12 protein-coding genes and 19 pseudogenes are annotated in these 20,397 nt (G+C 73.2%); 17 read left to right on the forward strand and 14 right to left on the reverse strand.

Translation table 11 applies throughout. The features are described 5' to 3' along the window. Nucleotides 1-560 precede the first annotated feature (560 nt). The 9 genes and pseudogenes from UK94_RS57235 to UK94_RS18625 all read left to right on the forward strand — a co-directional run. Nucleotides 561-826 (forward strand): LLM class flavin-dependent oxidoreductase (locus UK94_RS57235; RefSeq protein WP_235488597.1); only part of this gene is annotated, 266 nt, incomplete at its 3' end. A 1-nt stretch (nucleotide 827) separates the two neighbouring features. Beyond that, nucleotides 828-1,760 (forward strand): annotated as a pseudogene (locus UK94_RS18605) (LLM class flavin-dependent oxidoreductase); the annotation flags it as partial. Between the two features lie 210 nt (nucleotides 1,761-1,970). Beyond that, entirely contained in the window at nucleotides 1,971-3,785 is a 1,815-nt protein-coding gene (locus UK94_RS18610; RefSeq protein ID WP_050997079.1) for an ABC transporter ATP-binding protein, read from the forward strand. Beyond that, a pseudogene (locus tag UK94_RS57240) lies at nucleotides 3,778-4,013 on the forward strand (ABC transporter ATP-binding protein); the annotation flags it as partial. The gene UK94_RS18610 and the pseudogene UK94_RS57240, both read left to right, overlap by 8 nt. Before the next feature lies 1 nt (nucleotide 4,014). Further along, nucleotides 4,015-4,112: pseudogene (locus tag UK94_RS57245) on the forward strand (hypothetical protein); the annotation flags it as partial. 1 nt (nucleotide 4,113) lies between these two features. Beyond that, nucleotides 4,114-4,604 (forward strand): annotated as a pseudogene (locus UK94_RS57250) (ABC transporter transmembrane domain-containing protein); the annotation flags it as partial. A gap of 1 nt (nucleotide 4,605) precedes the next feature. After that, nucleotides 4,606-5,539: pseudogene (locus tag UK94_RS57255) on the forward strand (ABC transporter ATP-binding protein); the annotation flags it as partial. A 178-nt stretch (nucleotides 5,540-5,717) separates the two neighbouring features. Next, nucleotides 5,718-6,821: an LLM class flavin-dependent oxidoreductase gene (locus UK94_RS18620; RefSeq protein ID WP_011603636.1), complete on the forward strand. Its 1,104-nt coding sequence runs from the start codon at nucleotides 5,718-5,720 to the stop codon at nucleotides 6,819-6,821. Nucleotides 6,822-6,955: 134 nt separating this feature from the next. Continuing rightward, nucleotides 6,956-7,615, forward strand: a complete 660-nt coding sequence (locus UK94_RS18625) for a class I SAM-dependent methyltransferase (protein ID WP_235488659.1) — start codon at nucleotides 6,956-6,958, stop codon at nucleotides 7,613-7,615. A 57-nt stretch (nucleotides 7,616-7,672) separates the two neighbouring features. On the opposite strand, the gene UK94_RS18630 is transcribed toward UK94_RS18625, so the two are convergent. From UK94_RS18630 to UK94_RS76240, 6 genes and pseudogenes are all read right to left on the reverse strand, one after another. Next, nucleotides 7,673-8,077, reverse strand: a complete 405-nt coding sequence (locus UK94_RS18630) for a PPOX class F420-dependent oxidoreductase (protein WP_041939138.1) — start codon at nucleotides 8,075-8,077, stop codon at nucleotides 7,673-7,675. A 1,069-nt stretch (nucleotides 8,078-9,146) separates the two neighbouring features. Continuing rightward, a pseudogene (locus UK94_RS57260) lies at nucleotides 9,147-9,245 on the reverse strand (group 1 truncated hemoglobin); the annotation flags it as partial. A gap of 1 nt (nucleotide 9,246) precedes the next feature. Further along, nucleotides 9,247-9,364 (reverse strand): annotated as a pseudogene (locus UK94_RS57265) (group 1 truncated hemoglobin); the annotation flags it as partial. Nucleotide 9,365: 1 nt separating this feature from the next. Beyond that, nucleotides 9,366-9,503, reverse strand: a pseudogene (locus UK94_RS57270) (group 1 truncated hemoglobin); the annotation flags it as partial. A gap of 241 nt (nucleotides 9,504-9,744) precedes the next feature. Next, the coding region (locus tag UK94_RS57275; RefSeq protein WP_235488599.1) for a winged helix-turn-helix transcriptional regulator at nucleotides 9,745-9,966 on the reverse strand (222 nt) is incomplete at its 5' end. Between the two features lies 1 nt (nucleotide 9,967). Continuing rightward, nucleotides 9,968-10,224: pseudogene (locus UK94_RS76240) on the reverse strand (hypothetical protein); the annotation flags it as partial. Here UK94_RS76240 and UK94_RS74285 point away from each other — a divergent pair. Together UK94_RS74285 and UK94_RS18650 are read left to right on the forward strand one after the other, a co-directional pair. After that, the coding region (locus UK94_RS74285) for a hypothetical protein (protein ID WP_268761488.1) at nucleotides 10,208-10,260 on the forward strand (53 nt) is incomplete at its 3' end. The pseudogene UK94_RS76240 and the gene UK94_RS74285 overlap by 17 nt on opposite strands. Before the next feature lies 1 nt (nucleotide 10,261). Next, nucleotides 10,262-10,978 (forward strand): annotated as a pseudogene (locus UK94_RS18650) (antibiotic biosynthesis monooxygenase); the annotation flags it as partial. Between the two features lie 128 nt (nucleotides 10,979-11,106). On the opposite strand, the pseudogene UK94_RS18655 reads toward UK94_RS18650, so the two are convergent. Next, nucleotides 11,107-11,476: pseudogene (locus tag UK94_RS18655) on the reverse strand (DUF488 domain-containing protein); the annotation flags it as partial. 1 nt (nucleotide 11,477) lies between these two features. Beyond that, a pseudogene (locus UK94_RS74290) lies at nucleotides 11,478-11,590 on the reverse strand (DNA repair protein); the annotation flags it as partial. A 154-nt stretch (nucleotides 11,591-11,744) separates the two neighbouring features. On the opposite strand from UK94_RS74290, the pseudogene UK94_RS74295 reads away from it, so the two are divergent. Then, nucleotides 11,745-11,848: pseudogene (locus UK94_RS74295) on the forward strand (NAD(P)-dependent oxidoreductase); the annotation flags it as partial. Nucleotides 11,849-11,860: 12 nt separating this feature from the next. After that, nucleotides 11,861-12,599: pseudogene (locus UK94_RS18660) on the forward strand (NAD(P)-binding domain-containing protein); the annotation flags it as partial. A 69-nt stretch (nucleotides 12,600-12,668) separates the two neighbouring features. Here UK94_RS18660 and UK94_RS57285 read toward each other — a convergent pair. The 4 genes and pseudogenes from UK94_RS57285 to UK94_RS18680 form a co-directional block, all read right to left on the reverse strand. After that, nucleotides 12,669-13,091, reverse strand: a pseudogene (locus tag UK94_RS57285) (hypothetical protein); the annotation flags it as partial. Between the two features lie 676 nt (nucleotides 13,092-13,767). Continuing rightward, nucleotides 13,768-14,874, reverse strand: a complete 1,107-nt coding sequence (locus UK94_RS18670; RefSeq protein WP_011603626.1) for a hypothetical protein — start codon at nucleotides 14,872-14,874, stop codon at nucleotides 13,768-13,770. A gap of 130 nt (nucleotides 14,875-15,004) precedes the next feature. Further along, nucleotides 15,005-16,033, reverse strand: coding sequence for an alpha/beta hydrolase (locus UK94_RS18675; RefSeq protein WP_055750858.1), 1,029 nt, complete (start codon nucleotides 16,031-16,033; stop codon nucleotides 15,005-15,007). Nucleotides 16,034-16,194: 161 nt separating this feature from the next. Then, complete coding sequence (locus UK94_RS18680; protein WP_011603624.1) at nucleotides 16,195-16,623, reverse strand: MarR family transcriptional regulator; 429 nt, start codon at nucleotides 16,621-16,623, stop codon at nucleotides 16,195-16,197. A gap of 232 nt (nucleotides 16,624-16,855) precedes the next feature. On the opposite strand from UK94_RS18680, the pseudogene UK94_RS57290 reads away from it, so the two are divergent. From UK94_RS57290 to UK94_RS74300, 3 pseudogenes are all read left to right on the forward strand, one after another. Then, nucleotides 16,856-16,973: pseudogene (locus UK94_RS57290) on the forward strand (short-chain dehydrogenase); the annotation flags it as partial. A gap of 1 nt (nucleotide 16,974) precedes the next feature. After that, a pseudogene (locus UK94_RS57295) lies at nucleotides 16,975-17,333 on the forward strand (SDR family NAD(P)-dependent oxidoreductase); the annotation flags it as partial. Between the two features lies 1 nt (nucleotide 17,334). After that, a pseudogene (locus UK94_RS74300) lies at nucleotides 17,335-17,530 on the forward strand (short-chain dehydrogenase); the annotation flags it as partial. Nucleotides 17,531-18,229: 699 nt separating this feature from the next. Here the strand turns inward: UK94_RS74300 and UK94_RS57300 are convergent. Beyond that, on the reverse strand, nucleotides 18,230-18,684 hold a 455-nt coding region (locus UK94_RS57300), incomplete at its 5' end, for an ABC transporter substrate-binding protein (RefSeq protein WP_235488601.1). A gap of 1 nt (nucleotide 18,685) precedes the next feature. After that, nucleotides 18,686-19,546: pseudogene (locus UK94_RS57305) on the reverse strand (ABC transporter substrate-binding protein); the annotation flags it as partial. Nucleotides 19,547-19,862: 316 nt separating this feature from the next. On the opposite strand from UK94_RS57305, the gene UK94_RS18700 reads away from it, so the two are divergent. Continuing rightward, nucleotides 19,863-20,372 carry an NUDIX domain-containing protein gene (locus UK94_RS18700; RefSeq protein WP_055750862.1) on the forward strand — a complete coding sequence of 170 codons (510 nt, stop codon included), beginning with the start codon at nucleotides 19,863-19,865 and terminating at the stop codon, nucleotides 20,370-20,372. Nucleotides 20,373-20,397: the final 25 nt, after the last annotated feature.

Consider the following 20,397-nt stretch of genomic DNA (forward strand, 5'->3'; position numbering starts at 1 on the left):
CCGCCGGCGGTTCGTCGACTACGGGATCCTCGCCTCCGCCTGCTGTCGTCCCTGCTGATCGGGTCCTCTTCCGCTCCTGCCCGTCCGGCCGTCCCGGCCCGCCTGCCGGACCCGGTGTCCCCCGCCCGGTCCTGGCCCGCACGTCAGCCACGCCACCGACCTCAGCCGCTCCCACACCTGGGCGATGTCCGACCGTGCGCTCGGCGCGGGGGCGAGGGCCCGGGCCGGCCGCTCCCCCGCAGCACCGCCGCCCTGACCGGGAAAGGACCGGGCCACGGCGCCCCGGCCGCCTGGTCGGACCTGTTCCCGCGCTCCCTGCGGCGCGAGCGCGCCCCGATCCGCACACGACGGCCTTCCGCGTGCCCGGAAGCGATGCAGACGGACGACCACGACGGCAACCGCCGAGGGACGGCCGCGCCCCTGGCACCGGCCCGACCTCCATGCGCCGGCCCGACCCCCGAACGCCGGCTCGACTCCCGAACGCCGGCTCGACTCCCGAACGCCCGCTCGACTCCCGTACNCCGGCTCGACTCCTACGACAGCTTCGAAAGGACTCCGGCATGACCAATCCCACCGCGATCCCCGAGACCGCGTCCCCGCAGGTCGAGTTCATCAGCCTGTCGCACCTCAACCCGTCGACCGAACTCAACCCGGTACCCAGCCGCGGCATCGACCTGCCGTACTTCAAGAAGTACGTGCGCGCCCTGGAGGAGTCCGGCTACGACTACACCCTGCTGCCCTACGGCTCGAACAGCGCCGACTCCTTCGTTCTCGCCTCGGCCGTCGGCCAGCTCACCGAGCGCCTACGCCCCATCGTCGCGCTGCGNCCGAACACGACGTTCCCGCTGGTGGCGGCGCAGAAGCTCGCCACCCTCGACCAGCTGACCGAGGGCCGCGCCGTCGTCCACCTCATCTCCGGGGGCAACGACGCCGAGCAGGCCCGTCAGGGCGACTACCTGCCCAAGGACCGCCGCTACGCGCGCACGTCGGAGTTCATCGACCTGCTGCGCCGCGCCTGGACGGAGACCAGCCCGTTCAGCCACGAGGGCGAGTTCTACAAGTTCGACGAGTTCGGCCCCGGCTTCGCGCCGTACGGCAGCACCATCCCGATCTCGATCGGCGGGCAGTCCGACGCCGCGTTCGGCGTCGGCGGCGCCAAGGCGGACATCTTCAGCTTCTGGGGCGAGCCGCTGGCCGACCTGCGCAAGGAGATCGACCGGGTCAACGGCATCGCCGCCGCGGCCGGCCGTACCGACCGCCCGCGCATCTGGGTGACCTTCCGTCCGATCATCGCCAGGACCGACGAGCTGGCCTGGCGCAAGGCGTTCGACTACGCCGCTCGTATCGAGCAGACCTTCAACGCCGGCCCGGCCCGCGCCTTCCTCAAGGGTGCCCCGCAGAACGTCGGCTCGCAGCGCGCCCTCGCGTTCGCCGCGAAGTCCGAGGTCTACGACCGCGCGCTGTGGACCCGCACGGCGGCCGCGACCGGCGGGCTGGGTGCGTCGACCGCGCTGGTGGGCAGCCCGGAGACCGTCGCCGCCGCGATCCTCGACTACGTCGACCAGGGCGCGAGCCTGGTGTCGATCCGCGGCTACGACACCCTCGCGGACGCCGTCGACTACGGCCGACACGTCCTGCCGCTGGTCCGCCAGGAGATCGCGCACCGGGCGGCCACCGGGCAGCGCGGCGCCCTTCAGGACGCCCACCCCGGCGCCCTCGCCCCGGGCTTCGACCCCGCCACGCTCGCCGGCGCCCGCTGAGGACGACCAGCACGACCGCAGACCGCACGACAGCAGACCGCACGACGGCGGACGGCACTGCAGCGGCCCGGCACGACGACGGCCGGCACGACGAGCGGCGACGAGCGGCGACGACGATGACGATGACGATGATGGGAGTGGACGAAGCATGACGGCGGCGGTGGCGGTCATCCCGTGGCGGGTCGACCGCCACCACGCGCCGAGACCACGGTGACGCGGGGACACGACGGGCGGGAGCGGGTTCGCGGCGGGGCCGGGACGTTCTGGGTGGGGCTGCGCACGATGCTGGACGGCTCCCTCGCCCATCCGAAGGCGGCCGTGGTCGGCGCCGTCACCGGTGTCGTCAACGGGGTCACCATGATCTTCTCCGCGGCGGCGATCGGCTGGGCGACGGACCATCTGATCGTCCCCGCCCTCGCCGGCGGCCACGTCGCCCGCGCCACCTGGTGGCTGGCCGCGGGCGCGATCCTCGGCGTGTCCACCGTGCGTTGGACGACGATCCTCGTGCGGGGCATCGCCACCGGCCACGTCCAGTACGGCTCGCAGGCCCGCATCCGCCGCGCCGTCGTCCGCCGCTACCTCGAGCTGGACCTGTCGTGGCACCGTCGGCACGCGCCCGGCCGCCTGCTGTCGACCGCCGTCTCCGACGTGGACGCCCTGTGGTCACCGATGGTCGTCTGGTACTTCGCCCTCGGCATGGTCGTCATGCTGGTCGTCGCGATCGGCCAGATGTTCCGTCACGACCTGGCACTCGGGCTCGTCGGCGTCGCCCTCGTCGGGTCCGTCCTCGGCCTGAATCTGCTCTACCAGCGCCTGCTCGCCGCCCGCGCCCGGGCCGTGCAGGACAGCCGCGGCGAGTTCGCCACCCTCGCCCTGGAAAGCATCGAGGGCGCCCAGGTCGTGCGGACGCTGGGCCTCGCCGACCGCGAACGCGCCCGCGTCGGCGCCGCCGCGGATCGGCTGCGCCGCGCCACCACCTCGATGGGCGCCGTCAGCTCGCTGTTCGACCCGATCCTGGAGCTGCTGCCGACCGGCGCGATCCTCGCCGTCCTCGTCGTCGGATCCCGGCGGGTCGAAAGCGGCGACCTCAGCGTCGGCGTGCTCGTCGAGATCGTCTACCTGCTGCTCACCATCTCCATCCCGCTCGCCGTCATCAGCCGTTTCCTGGGCATGCTGCCCCTGTCGGCGGCCGGACGGTCCCGGATCGCCGCCGTCCTCGGGTCCACCGAGACCACCGACTACGGCACCCGTGCCCTGGCCGGCGCGGGCCCGCTGAGCCTGGCCGCGCGGGGCGTCGGGCACGTCCAGGGCGGGCGGCACCTGCTCGCCGACATCGATCTGGAGATCACCCCCGGCGAGATCGTCGCGCTGGTGGGGGCGACCGGCGCCGGTAAGTCGACCCTGCTGGACCTGCTCGGTCGGCTCGTCGACCCGGCCGAGGGGGTCGTCGAGATCGGCGGGATCCGCGCTCCCGAGCTCGCCCGCGGGCAGATCCGCGCGCACCTCGCCGTGGTGTCGCAGACCCCGTGGATGGCCGGCGGCAGCATCCGCGCGAACCTGCACCTCGACGGCCACCCCCGCGAGCGTCGCCCCTACTCCGACGCCGAGCTCTGGCGGGCACTCGCCGCCGCCGGTGCCGACACGCTGGTGCGCGACCTGCCCGACGGGCTGGACACCCGGGTCGGCGAGCGCGGCACCCGGCTGTCCGGCGGGCAGCGCCAGCGCCTGTGCCTGGCCCGCGCCCTGCTGCGCGCGCCGCGCGCCATCCTGCTCGACGACGCCACCTCCGCCCTCGACCCGGCCGTGGAACGCGAGGTGCTCGCCGCGGTGGCGGCCCTGCGCGGGCACACCACCGTGCTCATCGTCGGCGGACGCCCCAGCTCGGTGCTGGTCGCCGACCGGGTCGCCTTCCTGCGCGCGGGCCGGCTCGTCGCCGTGGGTACCCACGCCGAGCTGCTCGACACCGAGCCCGACTACCGGCGAATCCTGCAGGCCTACGGAACGGCGGAGGCGATCCATGACTGACCGCGGCCGCGACGGCCGGCAGCCCGCCGAGCCCGGGCTCGCCGAACCTGGGCTCGCCGAACCTGGGCTTGCCGACCTGGGCTCGGTCGGGGCGCGCGAACTCGCCCGCCTGGTCCGGTCGACCACCCCCGTGGTGACGGCCGGCCTGCCGCTGACCCTGCTGTTGGCGGTCGTCGCCGGCGCCGGGCGCATCGTGACGGCGTTGACCGTCCAGTACGCCCTCGACCANGGACTGCTCAGCCCGGACCGCGGCGCGAGCGACGTCGTCGCCCACGCCGTGCTCGTCGGCGCGGCGGCCACCGTCGCGGCGATCCTCGCCTCCTGGTGNCTCAACCAGCGGCTCTACCGGCGCACGGAGGCCGCCCTCGCCGAGCTGCGCACGGACGGCATCGCCCGCATCCACGAGATCGCCCCGGAGACGTTCGCGGGACTCTCCGGTGCCGATCTCGTCACCCGCCTGACCAGCGACCCCGAGGCGGTCACGACCTTCGTGCAGAACGGCGGCGTCCTGCTGCTCGTCAACGTCACCCAGATGATCATTGCTGGCGCCCTCGTGACGCTCTACTCCTGGCAGCTGGCGCTGCCCGTGCTGGGCCTGGCCGCCCTGCTGTTCGTCGGCATGCGTCGCCTGCAGATGCTCGTCGCCCGTCGCTACGCCGCCGTGCGCACGAGCGTCTCGGCCCTGCAGTCCACCGTCGGCGAGGCCGTCACCGGCATCGGGATCGTTCGCTCGACCGGCACCGAGCAGCGGACCCGGCTCGGCCTCGACCGGGCCGTCGAGAACACCGTGGCGGCCCAGCGCCGCACCCTCGTGCCGCTNCACACCAACACCGCCCTCGGCGAAGTCGCCATCTCGGTCATGACCGTGTTCGTCGTCGTCGCCGGGACCCGCTGGTCGACCGCGCACACCCGGTGGGAACCGGCGCTGCACCTGTCCGCGGGCGAGCTGGTCGCCATGCTCCTGCTCGTCACCTTCTTCGTCCGCCCTTTGCAGGCCCTCGTACAGAACCTGGGAGAGATCCAGAACGCGGTCGTGGGCTGGCGCCGCGCGCTGGAGATCCTCGCGACGCCGTCGGGCGTGGTCGACGGCGCCGACGCCCGCGAGCTGCCACCGGGGCCGATCGCGGTCGAGCTGGCCGACGTCGCGGCCGCGTACGGGGCGGGCCCGCTGGTCGTGGAGCATCTGACCGTCGCCGTCTCCCCCGGCGAGCACGTCGCCGTGGTCGGCGAGACCGGCTCCGGCAAGAGCACGTTCGCCAAGCTGCTGACCCGCCAGATCCCGGCGAGCCGCGGCCGCGTCCTGCTCGGCGGCGTCCCGGTCGGCCGGGTGACGGAGGCGTCGTTCCAGCGTCGCGTCGCCATCGTCCCGCAGGACCCGTTCCTGTTCGACGCCACGATCGCCGAGAACATCGGCGTCGGGCTGCGCGGCAGCCCCGACCTGCTCGACGACTCCGACGTGCTCGACGACTCCGACGTGCTCGACGAGATCGTCTCCTCGCTCGGCCTGCGCCCCTGGCTCGACACGCTGCCGGACGGGCTCGACACCCGCGTCGGGGTGCGGGGGGAACGCCTGTCGGCCGGCGAGCGCCAGCTCGTCGCCCTCGCCCGCACCGCGCTGGTCGACCCCGACCTGCTCGTGCTCGACGAGGCGACCAGCGGCGTCGACCCCGCCACCGACGTCCGGATCCAGCGTGCGCTCGGCGCGCTCACGGTCGGGCGCACCACCGTCTCGATCGCCCACCGCATGGTGACGGNCGAACACGCCGACCGCGTCCTCGTCCTCGACCACGGACGCCTGGTCCAGAGCGGACGCCACGCCGACCTCGTCGCCGTCCCCGGCCGCTACGCCGAGCTGCACGCCGCCTGGGTCGAGCACACCGCCGCCGGCGCCGAACCCCACGAGACCGTCCACCGGCAGAAGGAGCACACCCCATGACAGCCCCCGCGACCGTCACCGCCGCCGTCGCCCCGGCGCACCGCGCGAGCCCGGCGGAGCCACCTGCGCCGCGCCGGCTCCGGCTCGGCTTCAACGCGCGGATCGCCTTCCCGACCGGGCAGGCCGGTGCCGCGCTGCGCGACGGCATCGAGCTGTTCCGCGTCGCCGAGCAGCTCGGCTACGACGCCGGATGGGTCTACCAGCGGCACTTCGACAACTACCTCGCCGCTCCGATGGTGTTCCACGCCGCCGTCGCGCAGCACACCGAGCGCATCGGGCTCGGCACGGCCATCATCGGCGTCCGCTACGAGGACCCGGTGCTGCTGGCCGAGGCCGCCGGCACGGCCGACCTGCTCAGCGGCGGGCGGTTGCAGCTCGGCCTCGGCACCGGCCAGGGCGGCTTCGACGCCGTCTTCGGCCAGGCGCCGAACGACGGGCGCGCGCAGTCCCAGGACCGGCTCGCGGCGTTCCTGCGCGCCGTGCGCGGCGAACGGGTCGGCGAGATCACCGACCCCGAGGGGCTGCTGCCCGTCGGCACCGAGCTGTTCGTCCGCCCGACGAGCCCGACGCTGCCCGAGCGGATCTGGTACGGCGGCGGCTCGGTCGCCTCCGCCGAACGAGTCGGGCGGCAGGGGCTGCGGCTGCTGCTGAGCACCATCCTCAGCGGGCAGATCGACGACTACGGCGCGGAGCTCGCCCGGGCCATCGAGGCCTACCGCGGCGCTCATCCCGGGACGTCGCCGTCGCGGGTCGCCGTCGCTCGCTCCGTGCTGCCCGCCACCACCCCCGAGCTCGCCCGCGTCTACGCGGCCTACGACGCCGAGCGGCGCACCCAGGGGCCCGCCGCCTCCCGGCCGGCCGGGGCGCTGGCGCCCGTCGCGGCCCCCACCGCCCGGTTCACGATGAGCCCCGTGCACCACGGGGACCCCGCCGCCGTCGTCGACGAGCTGCTCGCGGATCCCAGCGTCCCGCTCGCCGACGAGCTCATCGCGTTCCTGCCGCCCGCGTTCGGACTGCGGGAGAACCTGCGGCTGCTCGAGGACCTCGCCGAGACCGTCGCCCCTCACCTCGGCTGGACCCCGGCAACCTCCGCTCCATGACCGGCTCGGACCGTGAACGGCTGCGGGCCANCTTCACCGAGGACGCCGAGCTCTACGACCGGGCGCNGCCGGGATATCCACCCGAGATGTTCGACGATCTCGCCGGGATGGTNGGGCTCGGGCCGGGATGCCGGGTGCTGGAGATCGGCTGCGGGACCGGGAAGGCCACGGTGCCGATCGCGCGGCGCGGAGCTTGGATCGTGGCGGTCGAGCTGGGTCCGGAGATGGCCGCCGTGGCCCGCCGCCATCTCGCCGGTCACGAGGACGTGCATGTTCTCGAGGCCGTGTTCGAGGACTGGCCGCTGCCGCCGGAGCCGTTCGACGTGGTGCTCGCCGCGACCGCGTTCCACTGGATCGACCCGGCCGTGCGGGTCGAGAAGGCCGCGGCGGCGCTGCGTCCCGGCGGCGCCCTGGCCACCGTCGCGACCCACCATGTCGCCGGTGGCACCGAACGGTTCTTCGCCGAGGTGCAGAACTGCTACGAGCACTTCGATCCGAAGACCCCGCCGAGTCTCCGGCTGCAGGCCGCCCGCGACATCGCCGAGGACGACGAGGAGATCGCCCGATCCGGCCGTTTCGACAAGGCAGTCTTCCTGCGTTACGAATGGGAGCTGCCCTACACGAGCGCGGAGTATCTCGACGTCCTGCGCACCTATTCCGGGCACCGCGCGCTGGAGCCCGCCGCCCGACGCGGCCTGCTCCGCTGCATCGAGAGCCTGATCGACCACGACTACGGCGGTGCCATCACCAAGCGCTACCTCACCGAGCTGCGCGTGGCGCGCCGCAGGAAGTGAGGCGAGCGGCGGCCGACCGGGCGCGGGGCCGCCGCACGATGGAGGGTGACCGGCCGCTCAGCCGAGGACGACGACGCGCCGCGGGTGCAGCACGGCGGTGGTCCGCTCGGAGTCCAGGGCGCTGAACCGGGCGAAGTCGACGTTGTACCGGTCGGTGATGCGGTGCAGGACGGTCTTGTCCGGGTCGGGTACGAGCTCGACGTCGGCGCGGATCTCCAGGGTGCGTCCCGGGTTGGCGGGGTCGACCAGGAACAGGGTGGCCACCGGATTCCGGCGAAGGTTCACCAGCTTCCGCCGCGTACTGATCATCGATACCTTGACCGTCGGTCCGTCGGGCAGGTACCAGACCGCGGTCGCCTGCGGCCGACCGTCGGCGCCGATCGTGACGAACACGGCGGTCAGCGCGGAGTCGAGCAGGTCGCGGTGGGAGGCCGGGAACTCGGCCGTCTCGGGTGTGCTCACCCCTGTATACCTACTCGCTCGGCCCGCCACGCGTGACGACCGGGGTCTGGCATCACTGGCGGGCACGCGCCGACCGGGACGCCGACCCGGGCCTCCGACGCCCTGGTGACCGGTGCTCTCGCGGTCGGATTCCCACGACAGGATCGCGTCGCCCGACAGGAAGTCGCCGGGCAGGGTGCCACCGAAAGCGAGTGTGATCCGAGGAAAGTCAATCGGGTACCGGTCGGCCGGCCGCAACCATGGTGAACTGTCACGACTGTCGGTGGCCCCGCTCGAATCCGGTCGGCCCGGTCCGTGACGCCACGGAAATACTTGATTTGNCAGGCGTCTGCGGTCCCACTAAGCTGGCATCAAAGCCCGAATAGTGGGCGTCCGGACACGGAATGAGGCAACCTGGATGGCGCGCGAGGTCATTTCGCTCATAAATGTGTGGTGCGACAATGTCGGTCGCCACGCCAAGGACAGGGTCGCCGCGACGCATACGGCGGCGCTGGCATACGACGGAAGACTGGTCAAGCTGGATCTGTGCGATGAATGCCGGGACGAGGTGGCGTCCGTGCTCGGCGAGTACGCGGAATACGGTGAGACGGTGGACGTCGCCCGCAACGCCAGGATCGATACGGCGTGGACGGCGGTCGAGCAGAACGACGCGATCACGACGCCCGAGGTCCGCAGCGAGGCGAGCCGCCCGGCGCCCGCCCGGGCCAAGGTCCGTCNCCCCCACCAGAGCACCTCCGTCAGCGAGGTCCGCGCGTGGCTGCGGGACCACGCCGACGAGCACGGACTGACCGTGCCGGAGCGGGGGCCGCGGCTGTCCAGCGAACTCAAGGCCGCCTACGACCGGGGCCACGGCTGGGACCAGGCCGACGGCGTCTGGCGCCCGGTACCGGCCGCCTCCGACCCACAGCCCCCGGCCGAGACGGACACCACGGCCGGCGCCTGAGCCGCGCCCGGCGGGGGCTCCGCGGGCGCGGGTACTCCGGCCGGCGCTGACCGGCGGTGGTGCGGGCCGGACGGTGGGCGCGCCGCCCCTGCCCGCGGCACCCCCTGTTCCGCCCAGGACCGGCCGCTACGAGGCGGTCACGATCTCGCCACGCAGCGGGCCGAGCACCGCGGCGATCTGGCCGGCGGCCTCGGCCGGGACGCCGGCGCTGGCGAAGGCCGCGAGNAGGTGGCCCACCACCCCGTCGAACTGCGCGTTGCCGACCCCGAGGGAGGCGTGGACCTGGGACATCGCGTCGCCCTGGTAGATCTCGGGACCGCCGAGCGCCGCGCCGATGAACTCCCNCTGGCTCGCCTTGAGGCTGGCCAGGTCCCGGCCCTCGAAGAACCGGACGAGGTCCGGGTCGGCCAGCACCCGGACGTAGAACTCGTCGACCGCGGCCTTCACGGCCTTCGCGCCACCAATATCCTGGTAGATACTCATCAGAGATCTCCCTTTCGCAAGAGTGGCCCGATGCGAGATCGGTGACCACCATTTTCCGCATGGCTGCGCCGCTTACGATCCGATGGGTTCACTGAACCCCAGGAGAATCGTTCGGCCCCAGGGCCGGATGGTCACGCGGCGAAGAAGGACGGCAGGCCGGGACAGNCCGCCTGGCTCCTTCCACGGGTGCGTCAGGAGAAGCCTCGCCTGCTGGCCGGTGGCGGCGGCCGGCGATCGAAGCTCAGTCCAGGACGGGGGCGACCGCGAGTCGCCGAGTGGTTGCCCACTGTCGACCCCAGTCGTACATCGCCTGGAGTACGGGCGTGAGGGACCGGCCCTCCGCGGTGAGGCGGTACTCCACGTGCGGAGGCGTGGAGCTCACCAGGGTGCGGTCGACGATCCTGATGCTTTCCAGTTCCCGTAGCCGCTGCGTCAGCATCTTCTCGGTGATGCCGGGCACCAGNCGACGGATCTGCGCGAAGCGGAGATGATCGTTTTCCTTGAGATGAGCCAGGATCACCGGCACCCACTTGGCGCCGACGACCTCCATGGTCACCTCCACCGGGCAGTGATAGATGCGTTCCGCCATCGGATCCCCTCTCGCGGCACCGGACGGCACCGGACGGTGCCGTCGGTACGCACCAAATAGTGCGTACCAACGATACGGCAAGTTCCTGGTAGCGTTGCCCTGGGAGGTCCGAGAAATGATCCTTGAGTACATCCGCTACAGGATTCCAGAATCCCAGGAGGGCGAGTTNCGAGCAGCCTACGAGCGGGCGGCGGACTCGTTGCGGGAGTCGCCGAACTGCCTCGATTTCGAGCTCTCCCGCGGCGTTGAAAGTACCGATCAGTACACCCTGAGGATACGCTGGGATTCCCTCGAGGGACACCTGGAAGGATTCCGGAGGGGCGAACTGTTCCAGGCGTTCTTCGCCCAGGTCGGACCCTACGTCGACGCTGTCGAGGAGATGCGTCACTACCAGCCGACCGCCGTCGTCGGTGTCGGCGCCGGAACGGCACGGCCACCCAGTCTCTACGACTGGGCCGGCGGTGAGGAGGCCTTCGAGCGGCTTTTCACCCGGTTCTACGAGACGGTGCCCGACGACGAACTGCTCGCGCCGCTCTTCGCCGGCATGAATCCGGCCCACGCACATCACGTCGCCATGTGGCTGGGTGAGGTCTTCGGCGGCCCGGCCGTCTACACCGAGCTCCGTGGGGGCTACGAGAACATGCTCGCCCACCACCTCGGCAAGGCCATCACCGAACAGCAGCGCCGGCGCTGGGTCAGCCTCCTGGTCGATGCCGCCGACGAGGTCGGGCTGCCCGGCGATCCGGAGTTCCGGGCGGCGTTCATGAGCTACGTCGAGTGGGGAACCCGCATCGCCGTCGAGAACTCGAGACCCGACGCCACTCCGATGCCGCACGCCCCGGTGCCCCGATGGGGATGGGGCGTCGCACCGCCCTGGCGACCCTGACCACGGCGAAGAACCCGGTCACGGCAGGGAACCCGGTCACGGCAGAAGACTCGGTCATGGCAGGGGACTCGGTCATGGCGCGAACAGGGTGCCGGCGTCGTAGACGAGCAGACCGTCGTCGCGGCGGNGGACGCCGGCGGTCGGGCGATGCGGGTCGAGGCGACCGTCGTGGTACAGGTGGGACACCGTGCCGCCGCGGGCAAGGGTGACGAAATCGGCGATCATCCGGCGGTGGCAGCGCCACCACAGCGTCTCGGCGCACATCACCGCCGTGCGGGCCGCCGCCGCCTCGGCCAGCAGTTCGTCGATCGCCCCGGCGAACTCGGCGCAGCGCATCCACGCCGCGTAACCGGCGAACGACCGGTTGACCAGCGCGACATCCGGGGAGTCCGCCGGGGCCCGGCGCCGGCCGCCCAGCCGCGGCTCCCAGCGGTACCGCACCCCGGCCACGGGCAGCCATCGCTCGATGCTGCTGCGCGCCACCTGCGGGTTGTGCCGNCTCCCCGGCGCCGACCGCACATCCACCAGCAGGGCGACCTCGGCGTCGCGCAGCAGCCCGGCCAGCCGGTCCGCAGCCAGCGTGCCGTGCCCGACGGTGAGCAGCACCGGCATCGGATCCACCCTCCCGGTGTACCCGCGCAAGGCGGACCTGACGGGCGCCGAGGGCGGATGATGACGTCGGCGCCCCCTCGATGCGAGCCGAGCCTGCCGACGGGGGCGGCTGAGCCCGTNGACGACGAGAGGTGCAGAGGACATGGTCGAACAGATGCCGCCAGCGGACGCAGCGGGGTCGGGGACCTTACCCCCCGTCGGGTTCGTCGGGGCCGGTTCCATGGGGGCGCCGATGGTCGAGCGCCTGCTGGCGGCCGGNGTTCCCGTGCNCCTGTATGCCCGCCGGGCCGAGGTCCGGGCCAGGTTCGCCGGGCTGGGCGCGATCGTCGAGCCCTCGCTGGAGGCGGTGGCCGCCGCGGCCGGGGTGCTGATCGTGTGCCCCTTCTCCGCGGCCCAGCTCGCCGAGATCACCGGCGGGCCGGGCGGTCTGCTCGCTCACGCCACGCCCGGGTCCGTCGTCGTGCAGCACGCCACCGTGGCGACCGAGGCCATCCGGCGGCTCGCCGCGGACGCGGCCGCGCAGGACGTCACCGTGCTCGACGCCCCGATCAGCGGAACATCCGCGACCATCCTGGCCGGCCGGCTCACCGTACTGATCGGCGGGGCCGCCGCGGCGGCCGACCGCGTCGAGCCGCTGCTGGCCGCCTACGCCTCGACGATCGTGCGAACCGGCGACGTCGGCTCCGCCACGACCGTGAAACTGATCAACAACCTGACCTTCGCGGCGCACGTCCAGACCGCGGTCGCCGCCGTCCAGCTCGGCGAGAAGCTCGGCATCCGCAGCGGCGACCTGCTCACCGCCATCACCGCCTGTAGTGCCGACAGCGCGGTGTTCCGTCACCTGCAGGCCATCGGGGGCGTCGAGGAGCTCTTCGCCATGGCCGGCCCCTACCTGCGCAAGGACGTGGCCGCGGTCGAGGAGGTCACCGCCGCGCTCGGCCTCGACACCGGCATCCTCGGCGAGGTCGTGCAGTCCGGCCCGCTTCCCCTGACCACCTCCCGACGGTAGGCCGACCGGCCGGCCATCCCCCTGTGCTCACTGGGCGCGCCGCCGGTCGCGGCGACGATGACGGTCGGCTCAGGCCGGGCGGAACGGCACGGTGACGCCACGGGCGCCGCGGGGGTCGTCGGTGGGGCGGGCGAGGTCCCGGTCGAAGAGGCGGCCGAGGGAGTTGCCGGCCAGGTCCTCCAGGACGGGGTCGACGACGAGGCGGTGCGGCCCGGGCGCCCAGCCGTGCCGCGGGGTCAGCCGCCACGACCGTTCCTCGGCGCCGACGTCCGCGACGCCGTCGACGGGCCGGTCCTCGGGCCCGACGACGCGCAGGCAGCGGGCGATCAGGCCGTGGTCGAGCGGGCGGTCGAACCCGACCCGAAGCGGTGCGGTCGTGCCGGCGGGCGGGACGCGCAGGGTCCAGGCCTGCGGGTCGACGTGCCGGCGCTCGTCGTCGGCGACCTGGTAGTGCCGCTCGGCCCCGGCCCGCAGGCGGCGACCGCGGGCATCNCGGAACCCGCCGTCGACCACCAGCCGGAACGGTGCGCCGGACCGCAGGGGGTAGCCGGCCTCGCGGTGTGGGGCGAGACCCCGCTTGATCCGCGCCGGGTCGAGCAGGACGGTGAGCCGGCGCCGGGCGGCGTCCCACAGCTCCTGGTCGGTCGCCAGCAGCGCCCCGGCCAGGACGTCGCCGGCGTCGTCGACGAGCCGCACGTGGCCCGCCGCCTGGCCCTCGCTCATCGGCGCGCTGAACCAGACATAGGCGCGCAGCAGGTTGCGGGGCACGGTCGCCGCGCTCGGGTGGATCGCGAGCACCTCGGTGGTGGCCGCCGCGTCGCTGCCGGCGCGGGTCAGCTCGGCCACGGCGGCGCCGTCGACGGTGACGACGTAGGCGGTGCCGTCGAGGAAGGGGAAGCGCGGCAGGAAGCAGAGGTCGGGGCCGTCGCGCAGCAGCCGCCCGGCCGTCGGCGGGGCGGTGCCGAGCGCCACGGCGGTGGCCGGCCGGATCCGCACCCGCGCCTCCAGCTCCGGCCCGGCCAGCCCCGCCAGCCGGAGGCAGTCCGCCCCGCCGTGCCGCGACCACGACACGGCGACCCCGCTGCGGTCGACCACGTCCGCCCTCCTACAACCGCCCGCCGTCAGCCCGACCGCCCACAGCTCACTCGATGTACGCCCCCGCCCACCCCTACAGGGAGGCGGACTTCAGCGAGCGCAGGTGCCGGCGCCCGTCGGGGTCGGTCTGCAGGGCCAGCACGTGCTCGTCGTCGAGGTTCGCGAGCCTGGTGATGCCCTGGAGGTCCGCGGTCTCCCGCGGCACCCCGACCGGCTCGGTGGGCTCGGTCAGCGGGGCCTGGGCGTCGATGTCGCTGCGCGCGATCTTGATCAGGCCGTGCGAGGTGTTCGCGACAAGCAGGTACTCCTCGCCACCCTGGACGAAGGAGACCATGTCCAGCGGCTGGTTCATCGCGCCGAGCTCGGCCACGGTGCGCCCGACCACCTTGGTGCCCGGGGCCAGCTCGGCCAGCGGGAAGTGCACGACCGGCGTGCAGGTGTAGCTGGCCAGGATGGCGCGGCCGCCGTCGAAGGGCACGAACGTACGGATCGGCGCCGCCGTCTCCCACTTGCCGTGCGAGACGTGGAAGATCTCCAGGTTGTTGCCCGCCGCGTCGGCGGCGTCGGTGAACGGGAACGGGATCCGCCGCAGCTTCGAGGAGAACTCCTCGTTGGACAGCCCGGCGACCAGCAGCGACCCGTCCACGTAGGCGAGGTCGGTGACCGTCGAGGTGCGGATCGGGCGGCGCAGGATGCGGATCGTGCGCGAGCCGACCGTGATCTCCTCCCCCTCGTCGCCGAGGGGCAGGACGACGTCGACGCGCTCGTCGTCGGGGGCCGGGGCGTCGGCGATCGCCACCGACGCGACCGGGACGTCGGTGAGCGGCACGTCGCCGATCGAGGCGTCCGCCGGGTCGATGCGCACCAGCACCGCCTGGGCCTGCTCGCCGTGGCCGCGCTGGACCGACAGGTAGATGGTGCCCGCGTCGGGGTGGACGGCGAGGTCGCGGATGGCGACGTCGGCCGCGTCGACGCCCAGCAGCGAGCCGACCCGCGCGTCGACGTCGGCCAGGTCGAACGGCCCCGAGCCGGCCGGGCGGCCACCCGGGTCGGCGACGTCGACCGCGAAGACGGTCGCCGCGGCGTTGTCGGCGAGGAACAGGATCCCCGCCGGGCCGAAGGTGATCGGGCCCGCCGAGCCGAGCTCCGCCCGGCCGACCCGCAGTCCGTACTCGGTCACGTTGATCTCCTCGATCTCCTCGGTCAGGCTGAGACGCCGGCGCGACCTTCACAACCTTGTTCACCGGCGAACTCTTCCAACGGCGTCCTACGGGCGCGCTGTGGGCGTGACGGCGGGTGGGCGGCGGGCGTCAGGCGGCGGTCAGCAGGCGCCGAAGCCAGTTCAGGCGGGCGGCGGCGCACTCCTGGGAGATCCGTGCCTGCGGCGCGAACAGGGTGAAGCCGTGGAAGCCGCCGGGCCAGACGTGCAGCTCCGTCTGCACCCCGGCCCGCAGCAGGCGGGTGGCGTAGTCGATGTCCTCGTCGCGGAACGTCTCGGCGGAGCCGACGTCGACGAACGCCGGGGGCAGGCCGGTCAGGTCGCCGGCGCGCGCCGGCGCCGCGTAGGGGGAGACGTCCGGTCCGCCGACGTCGTCGCCGAGAAGGGCCGCCCAGCCCGTCCGGTTCGACGTGTCGTCCCAGACGCCGAGCCCGGCCATCTGCGCGGTGGACGCCGTGCCGCCGCGGTCGTCGAGCATCGGGCACATCAGAAGCTGGCCGGCCAGCGCCGGGCCGCCGCGGTCGCGGGCGAGCAGCGCGATCGCCGCCGCGAGGCCGCCACCGGCGCTGGTGCCCGCGAGGACGACGCGCCCGGAGTCCACGCCCAGCTCGCCGGCATGCGCGGCCGTCCACAGCAGGCCCGCGTAGCAGTCCTCCACCGGCGCCGGGTGCGGGTGCTCCGGAGCCAGCCGGTACTCGACCGAGACGACGACCAGGTGCAGGGCCTCGGCCCAGTCGAGGATCTCCGTCACCCCGGCCCGATTGTCGCCCATGATCATGCCGCCGCCGTGGACGTGGTAGACGACCGCCGCCGGCGTGCCGGCCGCCGTCGGCCGGCAGACCAGCAACCCGACCTCGGGCGCTCCGGGCGGGCCGGGCACCGAGAGCTCCTGCACCGTGAACGCGCCGTCGCGGTGGAGCTGCTCGTCGGGAACGGACGGCGCCACCGAGGCGGCCCGTAACCCCGGCAGCATCTCGGGGGTGATCGACGGGGTGAGGAACTTCGCGAGCGGCTCGAGGGCCGCGGCCAGCTCCGGGTCGAACGGCGGCGGCGGCCCGACGGCGGTGGCGGTGGCGGTGGCAGCGGCGGGTAACGAGACGGACGGATTGCTGACGGTCAACTGTCCTCCTGCTTACCGGACGGGATGCCGGCAGCCGAGCCGGCGGCAACAGACGGTCAGGACCACCGTACGCAGCAGGCGCTGCAGGCGCGGCACTTCGCCTGCCGAACAGCCGCCCGCCGAACAGCCACCCACCAAACCGCCACCCGGAGTCCGGGCCCTCACAGGCAGGGGCCGGACGCGGCCGTGGAGTCCGCGAGCCGGGTGAGCAACGCGCGCAGCAGGCTCTGCTCGTCCGGGCTGAACGCGGCGAGCAGCCGGGTCTCGGCCTCGTCGCGGGCCGCGGCGATGCGCGCCTGCAGCCGCCGGCCCGCCGCGGTGACCTCGGGGATGCGGGCGCGCCGATCGCGCGGGTCGAGGCGGCGGATGACGAGCTCGTCGCCTTCGAGCCGGTCCAACAGCGACGTCAGCGTGGTCTTGTCGACGCCGAGCTCCCGGCCGAGCTGGAGCTGGGTGCGGCCGGCCTCGACGCCGAGCGCGGTCAGCACGATCCAGTCGCGCACGCCGGCCAGGCCGTGCCCGCGGGCGACCGTGTCGAGCTCCCCCCGCATGCGCGCGGCCGCCCGGTTCAGCAGCCAGGTGAGATCCACGGGCTGCGAACCGCTGGGCGGCGACTCGGCAACCCGGCCCGCAGCAGGCCCTGCCGACGGTTCCACCCGCGGTTTCGCGGAGGAAGGCGATGGCGTGGGCATGACGGTGATCCTATCGGAGACCGTCCAGGGCAAGACGTTCCCATCTCGGACGTTCCGAGCTCGGAGCATCCGCTACAGTGACCCGCGGCTCCCTCGCCGCACCGCTTACCACGACGCAAGGAGAAGGCACATGCCGACCATCGCCATCGTCGGGGCCGGGCCCGGGCTCGGGCTGTCCATCGCGCGCCGCTTCGGCCGGGAGGGCTTCGCCGTCGCGCTGCTGTCCCGCAACCAGACGACGCTCGACGNCCTCGCCGCCCAGCTCGCCCAGGACGGGATCACGGCGGCCGGGTTCGCCGCCGACGTCCTCGACCGGCCGTCCCTCGTCGACGCGCTCACCCGCGCCGAGACGCAGCTCGGCCCGATCGACGTGCTGGAGTACTCCCCCGCGCCGGCCGGGCGGCAGAACGCCCTGAACCCGATCGTCGAGGCGCTCGACGTGACGGTGGAGAGCATCCAGCCGGAGATCGAGTACTACGTGTACGGGGCGGTCACCGCGGTCCAGCACGTGCTGCCCGGCATGATCGAGCGCGGCACCGGAACGCTGCTGGTCACCACCGGGGCGTCGTCCGCGCTGGTCTTCCCCCGGATGGGCAACGTCGGCCTGGNGACCGCCGGGCTGCGCAACTGGGTGCTGGCGCTCAACGCCGCCCTCGCCGACAAGGGCGTGTACGCCGCCCACGTGCCGCTCGCGACGTTCATCGGCCGCGGCGGCCCCGAGACCCAGCCGGACACGATCGCCGAAATCTACTGGGAGCTCTACACCAAGCGCGACCAGGCCGAGCGGCTCTACTCGACCCTCTGAGCCCGGACACCCCCTGAGCCNGGACACCCTCTGAGCCCCGACACCCCCTGGGCCCGGATCGGCGCCGAAGCGCCGGGATGCCGAGGCGCCNCGGCCCCGCGGTCAGCAGCAGGGCCGCCGCGACTCAGACGAGGGTCCAGCCCGGGGAGCCGAAGTAGCGCTCGCCCCTGGTGATGAGGTACGACGCGTAGAGACGCCCGATGGCCGGCCGGCCGCGGTAGAAGCCCACCCGGCGCTGCGCCGCGTCGGCGACCACGGGACGCGCCATGCAGGCGAACCGGACTCGCTGACGGTCCGCGGCCCAGGCCGCGGCAGCCGGGTCGACCCGGTCGCTGACCAGGAGGGGAAACACCGCGACCCCGGTCTGCAACCCCACCGGCAGCCCACCCTTGTTCGCCTTGGCATAGTCCAGCGCCTGGGCGGTGAAGGTGTCGATGGTGGCCACGGTGATCTCGGGAACGGCCGCGGCGATGGTGAACAGGTGCANCCTGGTTGCCGCCCACTGCAGCCGGAAGTCCGCGCGTCGTCCGACGAGAACCGGCGTCCCGGCCCAGTCCTCCCAGCGCGGACCGCAGGCGTCGGCCGCCAGCCGGGCCTCCACCGACGCCAGATACTCCCGAGCGACCTGTTCGTCCACCATGGCGACGACCCTTTCGCACCACAGCCGGNGCCATCAGGCAGATGTCGCGAAGGCGACGGTCAGGGGCTGAGCTCGTGGCCGCAGAGGTTCGGCTCCACCACGACGAATCCGCTGCCGGCCGTGTTGGCCTGGACGAAGGAATAGCACGTGGTGGAGCGGGCGGTGCCGGGGCGGAAACTGATGGTGCTGATCAGTCCGTCGGCGTCGTAACTGTTCACCGCGCGCAGGCCGTCGATGAATCCCTGCCGGGTCGGGCAGCTCCCGGCCAGTTGCAGACCGCGCAGGAAGATGTCGGCGCTGATGTAGGAGATCACCGCGATGTCCTGCTCGGGCTGGGCGACCTGCGGGGCGAACTGACGCATCGCCGCGAGATAGGCGTTGATCCCCGGTCCGCCGATCTCGAAAGGCTTGTAGAACACCGGCACGGAGACTCCCGCCGCCTGCGGACCGACGGAACGCAGCAATGCGTGGTCGTACCCGTTGGCGGACAGGACGACCTTCGGGTTGTGGCCCGNGCCTCGCAGCACGGTCAGGACGGCGACGAGGTCCTTCGGCTCGATGACGCCGACGATGGTGTCCGCGCGGGCGGCGACGATCCGCCGGGCGACCGCCACCGGATCGTCGACGCCCGTGGTGAAGGTGACCGTGCCCAGGACCTGGACGCCGGCCGCCGCCAGGCTGCGCGCGTACGTCAAGGCGGTGGTGGAGATACCCGCCGACAGCGCAGTCTGCAGGATCACCGCGCGGCTGCCCCCCTGGTCCCGGACGAACCGGCCCTGGGTGTCGACGGCCGAGTCGGCGGCCGTGGTGGCGGCGAACATGTTCCGGTCCTGCGCCCAGACCCGTTCCGAGGCCAGCCCCGTCACGGGGACGCCCTGCTGGGCGAGGTAGCCGGCGCTGCCCGACGCCGCGACGGACAGCTCGACGACGCCGAAGACCCGCCGCTGCTCGACGAGGTCACGCGCGGCGATGCCGTTCGCCATCGGCGAGCCCTGATCGTCGCGCCACTGGTAGACGACGCGGCGCCCGTGCACACCGCCCGCGGCGTTCACCGCCCCGAGGCGCGCGTCGATCCCCGCCCGAACCGCTTCGAAGATCGGCGAGACCGGCCCCGAGTCGGGGTACAGCACGCCGAGATCGATCCGGTCGTCGCTCACCCCCGGGCTGGCACAGGCCGCGACCGACGACGTGTCGCCCGGCCCGCATCCCACGAGCGTGACCCCCGCGACGGCAAGCGCGGTGACGACCGCCCAGGCGCGCGGGCAGCGGCGAGCGGACGTCCGGCGAGGCGAGAACACGGGACCCCCTGAGCGGTCGTCGTGACAGGAGAGAACGCGACCCGAGAACGGGCGCTGGAAGATATGGCATCGCCACATGCATCACGGGTGACGGTCCGCGGGTCGAACAGAAAGGCAGAGACCGGAGCGAACCATACCAAGTAGCCGTCATCAGGATGTCNCCGCCCACACGCGACGGACACCAGCCCAGCAAACGGGAAGAGGATTCACCGGAGACGTNGAATTCCGGTTCCCTGCCATTCATCCGCCGGCCATCTGCCGGTTTAGCCGTCAGCCATCCCGGCAGTGTTGGCGCGAAATTCAACCAGCCGGGATCCGCAACGTCCCGACTTTCCCAGGACACGTGATCAGCGTTACACGATTCCCGGCCGCTGACGGCGGATAGCGTCGACGGGTGAGCCCAGACGGCGGGCATGCTGCCCGCGACGAGCACCGGACGCCGGTGGACGTGCTGCTGGTGGTGGTCCGCGAGGGGCGGCTGCTGCTGACCCGGCGGGCCGGCGACGTCTACGGCAGTGGGTGGTGGGCGCTGCCCAGCGGGCGTCTCGAGCCGGACGAGGACGTGGTGACCGCAGCCGTCCGCGAGCTGGACGAGGAGCTGGGGCTGCGGGTCGAGCAGGACGACGTCGTCTTCGTCGGCGTCACCCACGCCCTGCCGCCGGACAGCGGCGCCCGGATCGGCTTCGGCTTCCTCGTCTCCCGCTGGACGGGCGAACCGACCATCCGGGAGCCCGAACTCTGCTCGGCGCTGCAGTGGTGCGCACCCGACGGGCTGCCGGAGCGGACACTGCCCTACACCAGAGAGATCGTCCGCCTGCATGTGCAGGGCGAGCACTTCTCCCGCCCCGGCTGGCCGCCGAGCATCCCGCCCCACCCGGCGGTCCGAGCATCGGGCGCTCGGTAACCCGGTTGGCTACACCCGCGGCGAA

Origin of the sequence: Frankia sp. AvcI1, from assembly GCF_001420875.1 — a bacterium.
GTDB lineage: Bacteria > Actinomycetota > Actinomycetes > Frankiales > Frankiaceae > Frankia > Frankia alni.